Source organism: Tabrizicola sp. BL-A-41-H6 (genome assembly GCF_050632395.1).
Taxonomy (GTDB): Bacteria; Pseudomonadota; Alphaproteobacteria; order Rhodobacterales; family Rhodobacteraceae; genus JAUYQR01.
Genome location: NZ_CP192600.1, coordinates 55,359 through 69,437, shown reverse-complemented (window position 1 = coordinate 69,437; position 14,079 = coordinate 55,359). Strand labels below are relative to the sequence as shown.

Below are 14,079 nucleotides of genomic sequence, written 5' to 3'. Positions count from 1 at the left end.
GGGTCAGCCGTCCTGGCGCGCGATGTCGGTGATCAGGACATCCTTGATCGTGTCACCGATGATCATGCCGGCTGCTTCCCGCAGACTGGTGCGCAGCGAGATCAGGTTCGAGCCATCCGTGAACGAGCCATTGAAACCGCCGACATTGGCATGATCGAACAACACCTGCAGGAACGCGTCGCGCAGTTTCGGTTCGCGTGCATAGACTGCTTCGGTGCTGCCCGTCGCCACTTCCAGACTGAGCGACAGCACGACCATCGCCGTGACCCGGCCTTCGGATACGACCGGGACGACGAACTGGTTGTTCATCTTCACATAGTCCGGCAACTGAGCATCTTCGGAACCGGCCTCGTGGCCGGTGTCGCCTTCAGCCTCTGGGCTGATTTCCGCGTCGCCGGATTCGGCCGCCTGGCTTTCTGCGGCGGTTTCCGGATGGTCTGCGGGGCGCAGGAAAAGGCCGGCTGCGGTGCCGCCCCCGAGGCCGAGCACGGCAAGCAGAACCGGAAGAGCCTTGCCCAGCATCAGAACGGCAACACGGTGTCGGCGACTTGCTGGCCATAAGTCGGCTGCTGCATGTCGGTTATCTGGCCGCGCCCGCCGTAGGCGATCCGCGCCCCGGCGATCTTGTCATAGGTGATCTCGTTCTGCCGTGACACGTCGATCGGGCGGACGTAGCCGGTGACGACAAGCTCACGCAGCTCGAAGTTGACCCGCACTTCCTGCTGGCCTTCGATCCTGAGGACGCCATTCGGCAGTTCCTCAACCACGGTCGCGGCCACTCGAAGCGTCAGCTTTTCCTTCCGCGCAACCGACCCGTTGCCCTGGAAGGTTGAGGAGGAATTCGTCTCGAACGCGTTGGCCATGCTGGCGCCGTCGGGCAGGCCTTCGTCGATGCGCTGCGGAATGCCCACGAACTCCGGTAAGCCGGCGTTCACCGAACCCGACCTGCTGCGGCCGCTGGAATTGCGGATCGACGCCTCGTCGTCGATCTCGATCACGACGGTGAGGATGTCGCCCCGCTGGGCCGCCCGGCGATCGCCGAACAGCGAGGCTGTTCCCGCATCCCACAGCGACGATCCGTCGGACGGGCCGGGGGGAAGCACATCTTCGGGCATTTCGGAGGCATACATGGCGGAGTATTGGGTGCCACCTTCCAGTGGCGAAAAGGCGGGCGCCCGCCCGACCTGCCCAAGCTTGCCGCACCCGGTGAGGACCACCAGCAGAACCATCAGATTGAGTTTCGTCACTTAATTCTCCACGCCTACATACACAGTTCCGTCCGGCCCGACCCGGCCGCTAACGGTGGTGCGGGACCCAAGATTGATGACCCGGATCACGTCGCCTTCGGACCCGCGCGCCAGGGCCCGGCCTTCGGTCGTGATCGCCAGACCGCCGGCCAGATAGACCAGCGGCACCACCTGATTTCGGTCGATCACCGCAGCCGGGCCCAGGTCGGCAAGCCGCAAGGGGCGCCCGGCGTAGATCGTGATCCGCGCTTCCTGCCCCACGGCCTGTGCCGGATCGGTCAGCGCGTCCGGCACTTCTGCGTCGACGAGCGTCAGGTCATCCGGGGCGATCACCGCCTGCGCGCGGATCGTGCGGGTGGCGACAAGGCTCTCGGCGGCCACCGGCTGTGCGATCAAGAGGGCAAGAACAAGGCTGCGCATCAACGCACCTGCGTGGTGGCAGACAGCATCTGATCTGCTGCGGTGATGACCTTGGCGTTCAACTCGTAACCGCGCTGGGCCTTGATCAATTCGGTGACTTCGCGCACCGCATCGACGGAACTGCCCTCAAGATACCCCTGCCTGAGCGTGCCCAGCCCCTCCAGCCCCGGTGGGGCGGTGGTGGGCGGACCCGAGGCCGGGCTTTCCAGAAAGAGGTTCGAGCCGATCGCCTCCAGCCCCTTTTCGTTGACGAAGGACGTCAGGGTCAGCGATCCGATCAATTCGGGGTCCACCCGATCGGCGAAGTCGGCGTAGACTTCGCCCGACGGGCTGATCGTGATGCCGCGTGCATCGGACGGTATGGTAATGCCGGGTGCAACCGGATGGCCATCGGACGTGACGATCTGCCCATCTGCCGACCGCTTCAGCGCCCCGTCCCGGGTATAGGCCGAGCCGCCCGACGGCAGCGTGACCTCGATATAGCCATTGCCATCAATCGCCAGATCAAGGTCTGCGCCGGTCGCGTCCAGCGAGCCTTGCCCAAGCACGACCGAAACCGAGGCAGGCCGGACGCCAAGGCCGATCTGGATGCCGGTGGGCAGCATCGCGCCGTTCTCGGCGGTGACGCTGCCGGGGCGCGCCATCTGCTGGTAGGTGAGGTCGGCGAAATCCGCCCGGCGCGGGTTGTAGCCGGTGGTCGACATGTTGGCGAGGTTGTTCGAGACAACGTCGACCTTCATCTGCTGGGCCGCCATTCCGGTGGCTGCAATCTGAAGCGCTTTCATGTGTTTTCCTTACCGACCAAGGGCTTGTATGACGCCGCGGACCCGCTGATCCTCGGCATCGAGAAACTTCTGACCCAGTTCATAGGCCCGCTGAACAGTTATCATCCGGGCAATTTCCGAGACGGGTTCGACGTTGCTGTCTTCCAGCATGCCTTGCAGCATCTGGCCGTCCTGAACCGGCTCCAGCTCGCCCGCCGCAAAGACGGTGCCGCCTTCATGGCGCAGCGTCAGCGGATCAACAGGCTGCCACAGGCCGATCCGGGCCAGCGGTTCGCCGCCCGACGAAAGGGTGCCGTCACTTGCCACCGTGACGCCCTTTGCATCCGGCGGGATGAGAATCGGCGCGCCGCCTGCATCAAGCACGCGCAGGCCGTCGGCATTGACCAATTCGCCGTCAGCCGAGGGCAGGAAAGCCCCGGCCCGCGTCAACCGCTCTCCCTGCGGCGTTTCCAGAAGGAAAAAACCGTCGCCTTGAATCGCGAGATCGAAAGCCCCGCCGGTCTGGCTTGACGTGCCCTGCTGAAGATCGACATGCCGCGCACTTGCATTGGCCATCGAAAGCGAAGGGTCGTGATCCATTCCGGCGACATATTCGGAGAACACCACACCTTCGCGCCGGAACCCCGTGGTCGAGATGTTGGCGATGTTGTTGGCTACCTGTGCCATTTCGCGCATCAGCCCCGATTGCCGGGTGAGCGTGGTGTATCCTGCGGCGTCCATCTCAGAACCCCGCGATCTGGGGGATGATGGTGTCGGAAAAGAACGACACCAGGGTCGAGGTCATGAAGCTCATCGAGACCCAGAAGACCGCGACCATGAGGGCGGCCTTGGGAACGAAGGTCAGCGTGGTTTCCTGGATCGACGTGAGGGCCTGAAAGAGGCCCACCACCACGCCTGCGACCAGCGCTACTGTCAGCAGCGGGGCCGAGATCAGCACTGATACCCAAAGGCCCTGACGCAGGGTGTCGAAGATCGTCGCTTCGGTCATACCGGCATCCTTAGGATTTCCTGGTAGGCCTCGACCACGCGATCCCGGACCGTGGCCACGGTTTCCACGGCCAACTGAGACGAGGCAAGCGCCTGCACCAGCGCGTGCGGATCGGCCCCTCCGGTCATGGCGGCGCGGGCGGTGTTTTCATGCTCCTGCAGGCTCGACATGAAGTTGCCGGCCAGCCGAGCGAACCCGTCACCCGCCGATTCTGCCTTTGGCTGGGGTGCCGCCGCCGTTTTAGCGTTGGCATAGGCCTGGCTGACGAAAGAGGTTTTGACATCCATTCTGGAGCTCCATTACCGCCGCAGAAGATCGAACAGGCTTTGCGTCATCTGACGCGTCTGATCGAACATCCGGAGGTTTGCCTCGTAGCTGCGCTGCGCTTCGCGCGCGTCAGCGATTTCGATCACCAGATCGACATTCGATCCCTGATAGTGACCGGTTGCATCGGCCAGCGGGTGGCCGGGGTCGTAGATTGTCTGCAGTTCGGAGTGGTCCAGCCGGACCGGGCCGGGAGTGACGAGGCCGGTATCCATCGCCTCGTCAAAGCTCATAACCTTGCGGTGGTAGCCGGGGGTATCGGCGTTGGCGATGTTTTCAGACACATGCCGCAGGCGCATTGCCTGCGTCTCCATGCCCGAGGCGGCGAAGTTGAGCGAGGTGAGAAGGTCATTGCCCATGATCCGCGCCCTTACCGTGGCCGGCCAAGGCTGGCGCGGATCACGTCAGATGTGGCCCGATAGACCGCCAGCGCCATTTCGTGGCTTTGCCGCGCCTCGACCGATTTGACCATTTCACCTTCGAGAGAAACGGTGTTGCCGTTGGGCGCCTCACGCCCCGGTGCGTTTTCTGCGTGCATGTCCGCCATGGCGGAGCCCGCTGACAGGTGGCCGGGCCGGGTAGCGCGCATCGCCTCGCCGTCCGCCTTGAACACCGACGCGAAGGTCGGCAGATCCTGCGCCTTGTAACCCGGAGTGTCGGCATGGGCGACGTTGCGGGCAATGACCCCCATCCGTGCGCCTGCATGGCTGGCAAGTGCCTGCGCCATCCGTGTCAGTTCCAGTTTCTCGAACATCGTGGGCTTCTCCCTCGACCGCTTTCACCAAGGCTTAAGAGTGATTCCTTTAGAAAGGGTAAGCGTGAACAAAGGGAGAATCCCGTGGCTGGAGTTTTTGACGGATTGCTGGCAGAAATCGCAGGAACGCGGCCAATTCTGAGGGTGGGCAGGGTGAAGGCCCTGCAGCGTGGAACAGTGATTGCCAGCGGGCTCGACCAAGCGGCGCTGGGCGACAGGGTTGCCGTTCACAGCGCGTCAGGGCGTCTGGAAGGAGAAATCGTTCAGCTTGAGGCAGGTGCGGCAACGGTGTTGCCGGACGGCCCCGGCTACGGGACGGCAATCGGCGACCGTGTCGATCTTCTGGGTCAGGCCGGGATCGCGCCGGACGACAGCTGGATCGGGCGCATCATCGACCCTTACGGTCGGCCGCTGGATGGCAGCATGTTGCTGCGGGGTGCGATCTCGCGGCCGCTTAGGGCGGCGGCTCCGGCGGCGGCTTCCCGGCGGCGTCTGGGGCAGCGGCTGGAAACCGGGGTGGCTGTCTTTGATACGCTTTTGCCCTTGGTCCGCGGGCAGCGGATCGGCCTCTTCGCGGGGTCCGGCGTCGGGAAATCGTCGCTTCTGGCAAAGTTCGCCAAGGGGGTGGAGGCCGATGTTGTCGTGATCGCCCTTGTCGGCGAGCGCGGCCGCGAACTGCGCGAGTTTACCGAAAATGTGCTTGGACCGGATGGAATGGCGCGGTCGGTCGTGGTTACAGCCACCTCTGACCAGTCGCCGCTGACACGGCGACTTTGCGCCCTGACGGCGATGGCCGTGGCCGAGCATTTCCGGGATCAGGGTATGCATGTGCTGTTGCTGGTCGACAGTGTGACACGTTTTGCCGAGGCGCATCGCGAAGTGGCGCTGGCAGGTGGCGAGGCGGCAGCACTGCGCGGCTACCCCGCGTCGTTATCGCACGCGATTATGGGCCTCGCGGAACGGGCGGGTCCGGGGCCTCAGGGCGCGGGGGATATCACGGCGGTGTTTTCGGTGCTTGTCGCTGGGTCTGACATGGATGAACCGGTGGCCGATATTCTGCGCGGTGTGCTGGATGGCCATGTCGTGATGGACAGGCGCATCGCCGAACGCGGCCGGTTCCCTGCGATAGATCTCTTGCGTTCGGTCTCGCGGTCCTTGCCGGACGCGGCGACTGCGGCAGAGAATGTCCTGATCGCCGACGCCCGGCGACTCCTTGGTGCATATGACAGGGCGGAGTTGATGATTCAGGCCGGTCTTTATGCGGCGGGCTCCGACCCGGTGATCGACCGTGCGATTGCGCTCTGGCCGTTACTTGATGGCTATCTTGCCGAACCTGCGCCGGCGACCGGGATCGCGGGCAGTTTCGAGCGCCTTGCGGCCTGCCTGTCAGCCTGATCAACGCCGCAAAAGCTGCAACGCAATGGCCCCCGGAGAGGAGGCATTGCCCTGCGTCTGACTGTCTGAACGTGTCAGAAAGCGCTGTGTCAAAGCTTCCAGCGTCGCGGGGTGGGCGAACTGGCTGACGCCTTCGCTGCCGAACGCCGCCTCGGCGCGCGTTTGCAGCACTGCGACCTGTTGATCAATGTCGATCGAGGCAAAGCTTCTTGGCAGGCCGAGCGCGGTTTGAACGACCTCTCGCAGCGGCGGGTTGCCGAGGATCGTGAACCATTTCGCCGTCTCGCTGATCTTTTGTCCGGCGAGGGCGGGAAGCTCTCGCTGAGCGTTCATCGCCAGGCGAAAGCTGTTGTTCTGGGTGCCGACCGCGGTTTCAAATTGCCGGGCTTGGTATTGCGCCAGAATCTTGTCGGGGAAATCCGACAGCTTGGTGCGCGGCACTGAAAAGTCGCCGAAGCCAAAGGCGGCGGACAGCTTCTGATACTGCTTGTTTGCAAGCTTTCCCGACAGCGTGCCGTCCTTCAGCGTTCCATCCGTCAGAACCTTGCGGATGAAGGCCCCGCTGTTCATGTCAGCTTCAAGCCCGAAGGCCGTCAGGGCAATACGGAGCAGCCGTTTGTCCGCCACCAGCTGTTCTGCCGTATCAATCTTGCCGATCCTGTCGCGGAAATAGGCTTCGTCGCGCTGATTTGCGGGCACGGCCTGCTGGGCCGCCTGTTGAACCGCCATCGTACGCTTCAGAAATCCCCAGCCGGCGAGGCCGCCCAAGGCCAGGACTGGTTGAAAGCTCATACCCGTGCAGCGGCGAAGAGGCGTTCCTCACGGGGCAAAAGGCTGCGAAGGGCTTTCAACGCCTGGTAATGCTGATCCTCCAGCACGGCGGTGCTGGCAATCGTCAGCTGGGTGCGGCTGTCATGATCGGTCAACACCTGACTCAACTGCTCGATGCCGCGGAGGAGCTGCATCCGCGCATCAGATGCCTCGGCGTTGCCCGACAGGACCATCTGAGCGATGTAGCACACCCTGCGGACCGGCGTATTCACCTGTTCTGGATGGATCGCGTCACGCAGCCGCAGGATGTTGGCGTTCGGCGTCATGATGGCGAGCCGGGACCGACGATCACCGTTTTCGACGACCGCACCGTTGATCAGCACCCGTTCATGCGGCCCGAGTTTGAGCACCAGCCCCGTCATGCGACACCGCCCTGGCCACGCAGGCCACGCATCACGGCGGTGTTGATATCGGTCAGAACCTCAACGCTGCCACCTCCGTCCAACACGGCACGACTGTGGTGAACGGTGAATTCGTAGAGATAGAACAACCGCGCGCGCAGGGCGGAGGGCAGCGCATTCTCGGGACCGGCGACATCGTCGGCCAAGGTAAGCCAAAGGCGCTGGTTGTCCGCCAGCGCGGCGGCCAATGCCGGGAAGTTTTCGCCGCGCTGCGCCCAGGCGGCAGTCAGGCGCTGTGTCGTCAATGCCAGCAAATCATACTCGATCGACCGGAGCGACCGGGTGGGAGCTTCCCGCTGTGCGTACGCGAGGGGTGAGTGGAAGGTCATCTGTTGGTCCATCGGTTCAGGGTTGCAGAGGCGTGGCAAGGGCCGCAGTTACCTGCGGCCCCCTGGCGTCAACGTTACCGGAACAGCGACAACAGGCTTTGCGGCTGCTGGTTGGCGATCGACAGCGACTGCGTGGCCAACTGCTGCTGGACCTGCAGCGCCTGAAGCCGGGCCGACGCTTCTTCCATGTTGGCATCCACCAGAACCCCGATGCCGGTTTTCAGCGAATCCGTCAGCTGGCCGACGAACTCGCTTTGGATATCGATCCGTTTCTGCACCGAACCGAAGGAAGCGGCAGCGTCGATCGAGGTCTTCAGCATGCCTTCGATTGCAGACAGCGCGCTGGCCGGTGCCGTGGTGACGTTCAGCGTGTTCAGCGCCGAAAGCCCGCCCGTGCCGCGCGTCGCTGTGACCGAAATCGCCGAGGCTGCGTTGGTGTTGTTGGCCACCGAAAGCGCACCGCTGGCAAGCGACAGCGTGAAATCGGTATCCGACAGGCCGTTCGTCGAGAGCGAGCTTTTCAGGCCGGCAACCAGCGCATCGGCGGTATCGCCTTCCTGCACGATATAGCGCCCTTCGACGGAGCCGATCTTCAGGGCAACGGCATCACCGGCAATAAGGGCAGTCGTGGTTGCTGGGTTCGCCGTCGGCGCATCCTTGGCCAGTGCGCCGCCCGTGCCCTGGAAGGTGAAGCCGTTCAGCGTGACTGGTGTGCCGGTGGCAACCGAGGCGCCGGACAGCGTGCCGTTGGTGAGGGCGGCACCGGCGCTGGTCGACAGGTTCTGTGCCGTGACAGAGATGTTGCTTGACGTGACCCCGGTTGCGCTGCGGTCCAGCGACGAAAGCACGTTCACTGTGGTCTGCGATCCGTTGACGAGGTTCAGGCCGTTGAACTGTGCCGCCCCGACGACCGATTCTATCTGCTTGGTCAGCGCGGTGATGTCGGTCTGGATCTTGCTGCGATCAACGTTTTCAGCCTGCGCCGCAACGATCTTGCCCTTCATTTCGGTCAGGAGGTTCGTAACCGATTCCGAGGCCTGGCGGGCGACGGTCAAGGTGGCGGAGCCGACGGAAAGGCTGTCGGAAATGCCCTTAAAGCCCTTCACGTCCGATTCCATCACCCGCGAGATGGCCCAGACAGCCGCGTTGTCCTTGGCGGAGCCGACGCTTTTGCCGGTGGCGATTTCTGCCTGGGTCTGGTTGAGGTTGGCGTTGATGCCCTTCATGGTCTGCAAGGCGACCATCGCACCGGTATTCGTCAGGATCGACGTCATGATGTATTCCTTCGCTTGAAGCCGCGCTTTTCGCGGCTGGAAAGAGCCACCGGTCTGGTGGCGAAACGGGCGTTCTGTCCACTGCAACCGGGAGATCCGGAAGCGCCGTCCCGTCATGGGATGCGGGTTCAGTGATCGCTTGAAGATCCTAATGCTTTCCTAAGGCAACCTGCCGGAATGCATCAGGTTTTAGCGATCAGAAACGCCTGGGCTGACCCGGCGCGACTTGCCCGACCGATGCCTTGTGCCCCTTTGCGTCATACGTCGTCAGCGCAGGCTCGGCCGAAATCTCTACCAGCCGCCCGCGTGCGGTGCGCACGCCCTGTGCTGCGGCGCGCAACAGGCGCTGGTTCCGCTCCGCCTTGCTACGGAGACGCTCGGCTGCCGCGCGATCCGCCACCCGGATGTCCGGCGTCGTCTCCATGTCCGCCGTCAGCCGGGCTAACCCGCGAAGGTCACCGGAAAGGAGCGCGCGGTAGGTCTGGTCCAATAGGCCATCCAAGTCAGCGTGGTGCATTGTCTCTCTCCGACAGGGATCTGAAGATCATTTCCGCAAGGCCGATGCCGCCCTTTTCCACCATCAGCCGGGCCTGCTCCTGTTTCAGGAACGATGCGAACTGTTCTTCGCCGTGGCCACCGCCAAACTCTTCGCTGGGCGCGCCAAGGCCGGCCTGGCCTAGCATTTCGGCCAGAAACGAGGCTTCAAGCGCCTTGGCCTGTGTCATTAACTGCTGGTTTCGGTCAGAGACAGGAGGGCCTTCGCCAGTTGTCGGGTAAATCTGCATCGCATCGCTCCGATCAGGCGGATTTTCGGCATTCTTCGCGATCCGGGTAAAGAATGGGTAACCAGTTGCGGGGGATAAGCGGGAGATCCTGAAAGAAATTCCGGAAGCGATGCAAGCCATACCGCCCATCCTGTTGGCCTCGATGCCGCGCGCCGCAGACGTTCCGGGCGAAGGCGAGGCGTGCCATGACGTCAGCTTCGGTGATGAATTCGACGCGGATGCGGAGGGTGCAGGCGATGCAACGCAGACCGCGACGGACAAGGTCATGGGGAGCGATGTTGTCACTGCAGTTGCAAGGGTTCCAGACTTCTGGATGGTTCGGCCACAGCCCGCCCTGACGGCTTCGGAACCGCCAAGTCCTGCGCTTGAGGCGCATTTTGCCGACCCTGATGTGCGTTCGATGGAGGGGGCGCCACTTTCGCCTGACTTGGCGCAGGTCGGCTCCGCCCCGCCCTTCGAGGGGCAGGCACCGAAAGCGGTCTCCAAGGTGCCCTTCGGTGCGGCAGATCTGGCGGTGAAAGACCTGCCGGCACCACTTGCGCCGGCGCGGGCGGATGACGATGCATCGGAGGTGCGTCGCTACCCCGCCGCTGACGCTCCCGTCGCGGCGATGACGTCGTCTCTCGCCCTGCCAGTCGCGGTGGGTCAGACGGCTGCAATGTTGCCACAACCGGATCAAGGGCTGTTGCCACTCCATGCCGCCGCCATTTGGCACGCAGCGACGGCACCCGCCGGCGAGAACGACCGCCATGCTGTTGCGCCTTCGTCGCTGGGCAATGACACGGACGGATCACTTCACATCTCGGTCGCAGCCGTTGCGCCGCGCGCGCCGCAGGCAGTGGGGCCAGCGCGGGCGGGAACCGAGGACATGGCCAGTGAGGACCCGGCTGCGGATGAAGGCCCCGACCCGCGACTTGGTTCGACCGCGCAGCCGGAGGGGCAGGGGCGGCTCGGTCCGCCTGTCCCACCGGGCGAAGCGCGCTTTGCCTGTGTCGTAACGACGGCAATGCTGCCGGCCGACTTGACGTCTGTGAAGGTTGGGCCGCCAACCGACGAGCTTCTCGACGCAACCGGCAGCGTGATGAGCCTTCATGGCAGCCTGCAATGGCCAACCCTGCAACCATCGGCCCACGTCCTTCAGGGTGCCCTGCCGACAAGCCCGGTAGCGGCCCTTGCGGCCCAGATCGTCCAAAGCGCGTCCTTGGGTGAAAGCACCACCGAGATCGCGCTATCGCCGGACGAGCTTGGCGAGGTTCGGCTGACGTTTCGCCCCCATGAAACCGACGCCAGCCGTATCGTCGTGATGATGACCTTCGAGCGGCCCGAGGCGATGGATCTGTTTCGACGCAATGCCGATCAGCTTGTGGCCGACCTCAAGATGGCCGGATTCACCGGTGCCGACCTGGGGTTTGCGCACTCCAATTCCGGCAACGGTGGTTCGGCAGGGCCTGACCACCCGCCGAGCCATGCCATGCCTTTTGCCGCCGATGCGCCCGTGGCCCATGCACCTGCGGCACCCCGGCCCGGCACCACAACTTCCCTTGACCTCAGACTGTGAGCACCCGATGAACATCAGCCCCGTCACCGCAAATTCCCCCACCGCTGCGAACCCGGCACCCGGCCACGGAGCGAGCAAGATCAGTTCTGATTTCACGACCTTCCTGAAGATGCTGACCGTGCAGATGCAGAATCAGGACCCGCTCAACCCGATCGATTCCAGCGATTACGCCGTGCAGCTGGCCACGTTCTCGGGCGTCGAGCAGCAAGTGCAGACGAACCAGTTGCTGGCCGAGATGACAGGGCGGTTTGCCCAGCTTGGCATGTCGGAAATGGCCGGATGGATCGGGCAGGAAGCACGCTCGAACGCGCCGGTCTGGTATGACGGCAGCGCGGTCAGCCTGTCGCCGAACCCGGCGGCAGGCGCGACCCGCGCGGTGATAGTGGTGACCGATGCACAGGGGAACCTTGTTTCTCGCGAAGAGGTGCCACCGACGGCCGAGCCTTACCAGTGGCTTGGCGCCGATGCGACGGGGGAACCGCTGCCGCAGGGCAGGTATCAGATAGCGCTTGAAAGCTGGAGCGGGGACCAGTTGGTCGACACCCGCGCGGTCGAACACTATGCCCGCGTCATCGAGGCGCGGGGCGGCAGCGATGGCACGCGACTGGTGCTGAAGGGCGGCATCGAGGTAGCCGCATCAGCGGTTACCGGGCTCAGACTGCCGCAGTAAGCTAAATGAACTCAGCCACGCCAAGGCCTGCGGCGAAGGCGGCAAGGATGACGGCTGCCCAGACCAGCGGATGCACCCGGCGCCGCACCACCGCGACCGGCGTTAGCGGGTTGCCGGCCTTGATCAGTTGCGCCTCGACCAGTGACGGAAGCTTCGGCCCGAACCGCGCCAGCACGCGCGCGGTCTTGGCAAGATCGCGCAACACTGCCTTGGGGCCCACGTTTTCCTTGATGTAGCCTTCGACGATGGGCTTGGCGACTTCCCAGATGTTGATATGGGGGTCAAGCGAGCGCGCGACGCCTTCGACCACCACCATCGTCCGCTGCAACAGGATCAGTTCGGTCCGGGTTTCCATGCCGAAGCGTTCGGTCACTTCGAACAGATAGGCGAGCAGTCGGGCCATCGAGATTCGGCTGGCATCCATCCCGAAGATCGGTTCGCCAACCGCGCGCAGCGCCCGGGCGAATTCGTCGATGTCGCGGTCGGGCGGCACATAGCCCGCCTCGAAATGCACCTCGGCGACACGGCGGTAATCCTTGCGGATGAAGCCGAACAGGATCTCGGCATAGACGCGACGTGTATACTCGTCGATCCGGCCCATGATGCCAAAGTCATAGGCGATGATGTCGCCGTTAGGTGCGATCTTCAGGTTGCCTTGATGCATGTCGGCGTGGAAATAGCCGTCGCGCAGCGCATGGTTCAGAAACAGGTGCAAGACGCGCGCGCCCAGCACCTTGCGGTCATGGCCAGCAGCGTCGATCGCGGCATTTTCGTTCAGCCCGATGCCCTCTGCCCAGCCCAGCGTCATCACGTTGCGGCTGGACAGGAACCAGTAGGGCTTCGGCACCTGAAAGCCTTCGTCCTTGGCCGTATTCGAGCCGAATTCAGCCGCGGCAGATGATTCCAGCCGCAGGTCCAATTCGCCCATCACCACGCCTTCGAAATGCGCGATCACGTCCATCGGACGCAGCCGACGAGCGGCGGGCGCCAGAAGCTCGATCCCGCGCGCAGCAAGATAGAAGGCGTCGATATCCTTTCGGAAGGCCCGTTCGATGCCCGGCCGCAGAACCTTGACCGCCACATCCTCGCCTGTGTCGGCCAGCCGTGCGCGATGAACCTGCGCAATGGAGGCGGCGGCGACCGGTTCGGAAAACTCGGAGAAAAGCTCGCTTACCGGAAGCTCGAGTTCCGCTTCGATCATTCGTTTCGCGATTGCGGTAGGGAACGGCGGCAGCTTGTCCTGCAGATATTTGAGTTGCACCGCCAATTCGTCGCCGACAATGTCGGGGCGCGTCGAAAGCACTTGCCCGAACTTGATGTAGGCCGGTCCAAGCGCCGTGAGCGCGCGCGTCGCGGGCGGCAACGCCGGGTCACCCTTCAGGCCAAGCCATTTGAACGGCCAGCCAAGCATCCTTGCTGCGAAGCGCAGCCGGGCAGGCGCGCGGAACGCCTCGAGGACGACATCCATCGCGCCGGTGCGTTCCAGCGTTGCTCCGGTCCGGATCAGCCGGATGATGTTGTGCGGTCCCCTCACAGCTTCCAGCCAGAATGCAGGGCCGCGACGCCCATCGTGAGGTTGCGATACTTTACCTGACCAAAGCCCGCCGCGCGGATCATGGCGGCAAAGGTTTCCTGATCGGGAAACTTGCGGATGCTTTCAACGAGATACTGATAGCTGTCACGGTCTCCGGCAACGATCTGACCCATCACCGGGATAACGTTGAAGGAATAAAGGTCGTAGGCCTTTTGCAGCAGGTCGTTCGGGATATGACTGAACTCCAGCACCATCAGGCGCCCGCTGGGCTTCAATACGCGGTAAGCCTCGGCCAGCGCATCAGCGATCCGGGTCACGTTCCGAATGCCGAACGAGATCGTGTAGACGTCAAAGCTGGCGTCCGGGAACGGCAGCGCCATCGCATCGCCAACAACCCAGTCCAGCCGGTCCGACTGCTGTTCCGCTTCGGCGCGTTTGCGGCCTTCGATCAGCATCGGCTCGGTCATGTCGCAGACCACCGCCGTCGCGCCCGCCGCGCGTTTCAGGAAGCGGAACGCAACGTCTCCGGTGCCTCCCGCTACGTCCAGCAGGCGCTGACCTGGCCGGGGCGCCAGCCAATCCATCATCGCGTCTTTCCAGAGGCGATGCACGCCTCCGGACATGAGGTCGTTCATCACGTCATACTTCGACGCCACGCGCGAAAAGACGCCATGCACCATCCCGGCCTTTTCGGCCTCTGGCACATCCTGAAACCCGAAGTGGGTGGTCTTGTCGTCTTCGCTGGTCATCCGGGCCTGCCTTCGCAAAACGCGTCTCGGCGGGA

Annotated in this window: 20 protein-coding genes; 3 read left to right on the top strand and 17 right to left on the bottom strand. The window is 63.7% G+C overall.

Going from position 1 to position 14,079, the window contains the following annotated elements; all coding sequences use genetic code 11:
• Window positions 1-3 precede the first annotated feature (3 nt).
• From ACROUL_RS00375 to ACROUL_RS00335, 9 genes are read right to left on the bottom strand one after another with little or no spacing between them, the layout of a single operon-like run.
• Window positions 4-522, bottom strand: a complete 519-nt coding sequence (locus ACROUL_RS00375; RefSeq protein ID WP_431297581.1) for a flagellar basal body-associated FliL family protein — start codon at window positions 520-522, stop codon at window positions 4-6.
• A complete protein-coding gene (gene flgH, locus ACROUL_RS00370) occupies window positions 522-1,229 on the bottom strand; it encodes a flagellar basal body L-ring protein FlgH (RefSeq protein WP_431301212.1) in 708 nt (235 codons plus the stop codon). Before flgH ends, ACROUL_RS00375 begins: the two co-directional genes overlap by 1 nt.
• 18 nt (window positions 1,230-1,247) lie before the next feature.
• The gene (gene flgA / locus ACROUL_RS00365; RefSeq protein WP_431297580.1) at window positions 1,248-1,667 is read right to left on the bottom strand and encodes a flagellar basal body P-ring formation chaperone FlgA; all 420 of its coding nucleotides are present in this window, start codon (window positions 1,665-1,667) and stop codon (window positions 1,248-1,250) included.
• Entirely contained in the window at window positions 1,667-2,452 is a 786-nt protein-coding gene (gene flgG / locus ACROUL_RS00360; protein WP_431297579.1) for a flagellar basal-body rod protein FlgG, read from the bottom strand. Before flgG ends, flgA begins: the two co-directional genes overlap by 1 nt.
• Window positions 2,453-2,461: 9 nt before the next feature.
• On the bottom strand, window positions 2,462-3,172 hold the full coding sequence (locus ACROUL_RS00355; protein WP_431297578.1) for a flagellar hook-basal body complex protein: 711 nt from the start codon (window positions 3,170-3,172) through the stop codon (window positions 2,462-2,464).
• Between the two features lies 1 nt (window position 3,173).
• The gene (locus ACROUL_RS00350) at window positions 3,174-3,440 is read right to left on the bottom strand and encodes a flagellar biosynthetic protein FliQ (protein WP_431297577.1); all 267 of its coding nucleotides are present in this window, start codon (window positions 3,438-3,440) and stop codon (window positions 3,174-3,176) included.
• Window positions 3,437-3,727 carry a flagellar hook-basal body complex protein FliE gene (gene fliE, locus ACROUL_RS00345; protein WP_431297576.1) on the bottom strand — a complete coding sequence of 97 codons (291 nt, stop codon included), beginning with the start codon at window positions 3,725-3,727 and terminating at the stop codon, window positions 3,437-3,439. The genes ACROUL_RS00350 and fliE overlap by 4 nt, the downstream gene beginning before the upstream one ends.
• A 12-nt stretch (window positions 3,728-3,739) precedes the next feature.
• Window positions 3,740-4,123, bottom strand: coding sequence for a flagellar basal body rod protein FlgC (flgC, locus tag ACROUL_RS00340; RefSeq protein ID WP_431297575.1), 384 nt, complete (start codon window positions 4,121-4,123; stop codon window positions 3,740-3,742).
• Window positions 4,124-4,134: 11 nt separating this feature from the next.
• Window positions 4,135-4,518: a FlgB family protein gene (locus ACROUL_RS00335; RefSeq protein WP_431297574.1), complete on the bottom strand. Its 384-nt coding sequence runs from the start codon at window positions 4,516-4,518 to the stop codon at window positions 4,135-4,137.
• Between the two features lie 84 nt (window positions 4,519-4,602).
• Between ACROUL_RS00335 and ACROUL_RS00330 the strand changes: the two genes are divergently transcribed.
• Entirely contained in the window at window positions 4,603-5,913 is a 1,311-nt protein-coding gene (locus ACROUL_RS00330; RefSeq protein WP_431297573.1) for a FliI/YscN family ATPase, read from the top strand.
• Here the strand turns inward: ACROUL_RS00330 and ACROUL_RS00325 are convergent, their stop codons facing one another.
• From ACROUL_RS00325 to ACROUL_RS00300, 6 genes are all read right to left on the bottom strand, one after another.
• Window positions 5,914-6,705: a DUF1217 domain-containing protein gene (locus ACROUL_RS00325; RefSeq protein WP_431297572.1), complete on the bottom strand. Its 792-nt coding sequence runs from the start codon at window positions 6,703-6,705 to the stop codon at window positions 5,914-5,916.
• A complete protein-coding gene (gene flbT, locus ACROUL_RS00320; protein WP_431297571.1) occupies window positions 6,702-7,106 on the bottom strand; it encodes a flagellar biosynthesis repressor FlbT in 405 nt (134 codons plus the stop codon). Before flbT ends, ACROUL_RS00325 begins: the two co-directional genes overlap by 4 nt.
• Window positions 7,103-7,474: a flagellar biosynthesis regulator FlaF gene (gene flaF, locus ACROUL_RS00315; protein WP_431297570.1), complete on the bottom strand. Its 372-nt coding sequence runs from the start codon at window positions 7,472-7,474 to the stop codon at window positions 7,103-7,105. Before flaF ends, flbT begins: the two co-directional genes overlap by 4 nt.
• A gap of 74 nt (window positions 7,475-7,548) precedes the next feature.
• Complete coding sequence (locus tag ACROUL_RS00310) at window positions 7,549-8,748, bottom strand: flagellin (RefSeq protein ID WP_431297569.1); 1,200 nt, start codon at window positions 8,746-8,748, stop codon at window positions 7,549-7,551.
• A gap of 196 nt (window positions 8,749-8,944) precedes the next feature.
• The gene (locus ACROUL_RS00305; protein WP_431297568.1) at window positions 8,945-9,265 is read right to left on the bottom strand and encodes a hypothetical protein; all 321 of its coding nucleotides are present in this window, start codon (window positions 9,263-9,265) and stop codon (window positions 8,945-8,947) included.
• Window positions 9,252-9,473, bottom strand: a complete 222-nt coding sequence (locus ACROUL_RS00300) for a rod-binding protein (protein WP_431301211.1) — start codon at window positions 9,471-9,473, stop codon at window positions 9,252-9,254. The genes ACROUL_RS00305 and ACROUL_RS00300 overlap by 14 nt, the downstream gene beginning before the upstream one ends.
• Window positions 9,474-9,642: 169 nt before the next feature.
• Between ACROUL_RS00300 and ACROUL_RS00295 the strand changes: the two genes are divergently transcribed.
• Both ACROUL_RS00295 and ACROUL_RS00290 read left to right on the top strand, forming a co-directional pair.
• On the top strand, window positions 9,643-11,091 hold the full coding sequence (locus ACROUL_RS00295; RefSeq protein ID WP_431297567.1) for a flagellar hook-length control protein FliK: 1,449 nt from the start codon (window positions 9,643-9,645) through the stop codon (window positions 11,089-11,091).
• Between the two features lie 7 nt (window positions 11,092-11,098).
• Window positions 11,099-11,761, top strand: a complete 663-nt coding sequence (locus ACROUL_RS00290) for a flagellar hook capping FlgD N-terminal domain-containing protein (protein ID WP_431297566.1) — start codon at window positions 11,099-11,101, stop codon at window positions 11,759-11,761.
• 1 nt (window position 11,762) lies between these two features.
• On the opposite strand, the gene ubiB is transcribed toward ACROUL_RS00290, so the two are convergent.
• Window positions 11,763-13,295 (bottom strand): 2-polyprenylphenol 6-hydroxylase, encoded by a 1,533-nt coding sequence (ubiB, locus tag ACROUL_RS00285; RefSeq protein ID WP_431297565.1) that lies wholly within the window; start codon window positions 13,293-13,295, stop codon window positions 11,763-11,765.
• Window positions 13,292-14,044, bottom strand: a complete 753-nt coding sequence (ubiE, locus tag ACROUL_RS00280; protein WP_431297564.1) for a bifunctional demethylmenaquinone methyltransferase/2-methoxy-6-polyprenyl-1,4-benzoquinol methylase UbiE — start codon at window positions 14,042-14,044, stop codon at window positions 13,292-13,294. The genes ubiB and ubiE overlap by 4 nt, the downstream gene beginning before the upstream one ends.
• Window positions 14,045-14,079: the final 35 nt, after the last annotated feature.

Coding starts and splice junctions, on each gene's coding strand:
- ubiE (WP_431297564.1), bottom strand. CDS start 14,044: ATGACCAGCGAAGACGACAAGACCACCCACTTCGGGTTTCAGGATGTG.
- ACROUL_RS00325 (WP_431297572.1), bottom strand. CDS start 6,705: ATGAGCTTTCAACCAGTCCTGGCCTTGGGCGGCCTCGCCGGCTGGGGA.
- flgC (WP_431297575.1), bottom strand. CDS start 4,123: ATGGGCAATGACCTTCTCACCTCGCTCAACTTCGCCGCCTCGGGCATG.
- flbT (WP_431297571.1), bottom strand. CDS start 7,106: ATGACGGGGCTGGTGCTCAAACTCGGGCCGCATGAACGGGTGCTGATC.
- fliE (WP_431297576.1), bottom strand. CDS start 3,727: ATGGATGTCAAAACCTCTTTCGTCAGCCAGGCCTATGCCAACGCTAAA.
- flgG (WP_431297579.1), bottom strand. CDS start 2,452: ATGAAAGCGCTTCAGATTGCAGCCACCGGAATGGCGGCCCAGCAGATG.
- ACROUL_RS00290 (WP_431297566.1), top strand. CDS start 11,099: ATGAACATCAGCCCCGTCACCGCAAATTCCCCCACCGCTGCGAACCCG.
- ACROUL_RS00355 (WP_431297578.1), bottom strand. CDS start 3,172: ATGGACGCCGCAGGATACACCACGCTCACCCGGCAATCGGGGCTGATG.
- ACROUL_RS00350 (WP_431297577.1), bottom strand. CDS start 3,440: ATGACCGAAGCGACGATCTTCGACACCCTGCGTCAGGGCCTTTGGGTA.
- ACROUL_RS00300 (WP_431301211.1), bottom strand. CDS start 9,473: ATGACACAGGCCAAGGCGCTTGAAGCCTCGTTTCTGGCCGAAATGCTA.
- ACROUL_RS00305 (WP_431297568.1), bottom strand. CDS start 9,265: ATGCACCACGCTGACTTGGATGGCCTATTGGACCAGACCTACCGCGCG.
- ACROUL_RS00295 (WP_431297567.1), top strand. CDS start 9,643: ATGCAAGCCATACCGCCCATCCTGTTGGCCTCGATGCCGCGCGCCGCA.
- flaF (WP_431297570.1), bottom strand. CDS start 7,474: ATGACCTTCCACTCACCCCTCGCGTACGCACAGCGGGAAGCTCCCACC.
- flgH (WP_431301212.1), bottom strand. CDS start 1,229: ATGGTTCTGCTGGTGGTCCTCACCGGGTGCGGCAAGCTTGGGCAGGTC.
- flgA (WP_431297580.1), bottom strand. CDS start 1,667: ATGCGCAGCCTTGTTCTTGCCCTCTTGATCGCACAGCCGGTGGCCGCC.
- ACROUL_RS00310 (WP_431297569.1), bottom strand. CDS start 8,748: ATGACGTCGATCCTGACGAATACCGGTGCGATGGTCGCCTTGCAGACC.
- ACROUL_RS00335 (WP_431297574.1), bottom strand. CDS start 4,518: ATGTTCGAGAAACTGGAACTGACACGGATGGCGCAGGCACTTGCCAGC.
- ACROUL_RS00375 (WP_431297581.1), bottom strand. CDS start 522: ATGCTGGGCAAGGCTCTTCCGGTTCTGCTTGCCGTGCTCGGCCTCGGG.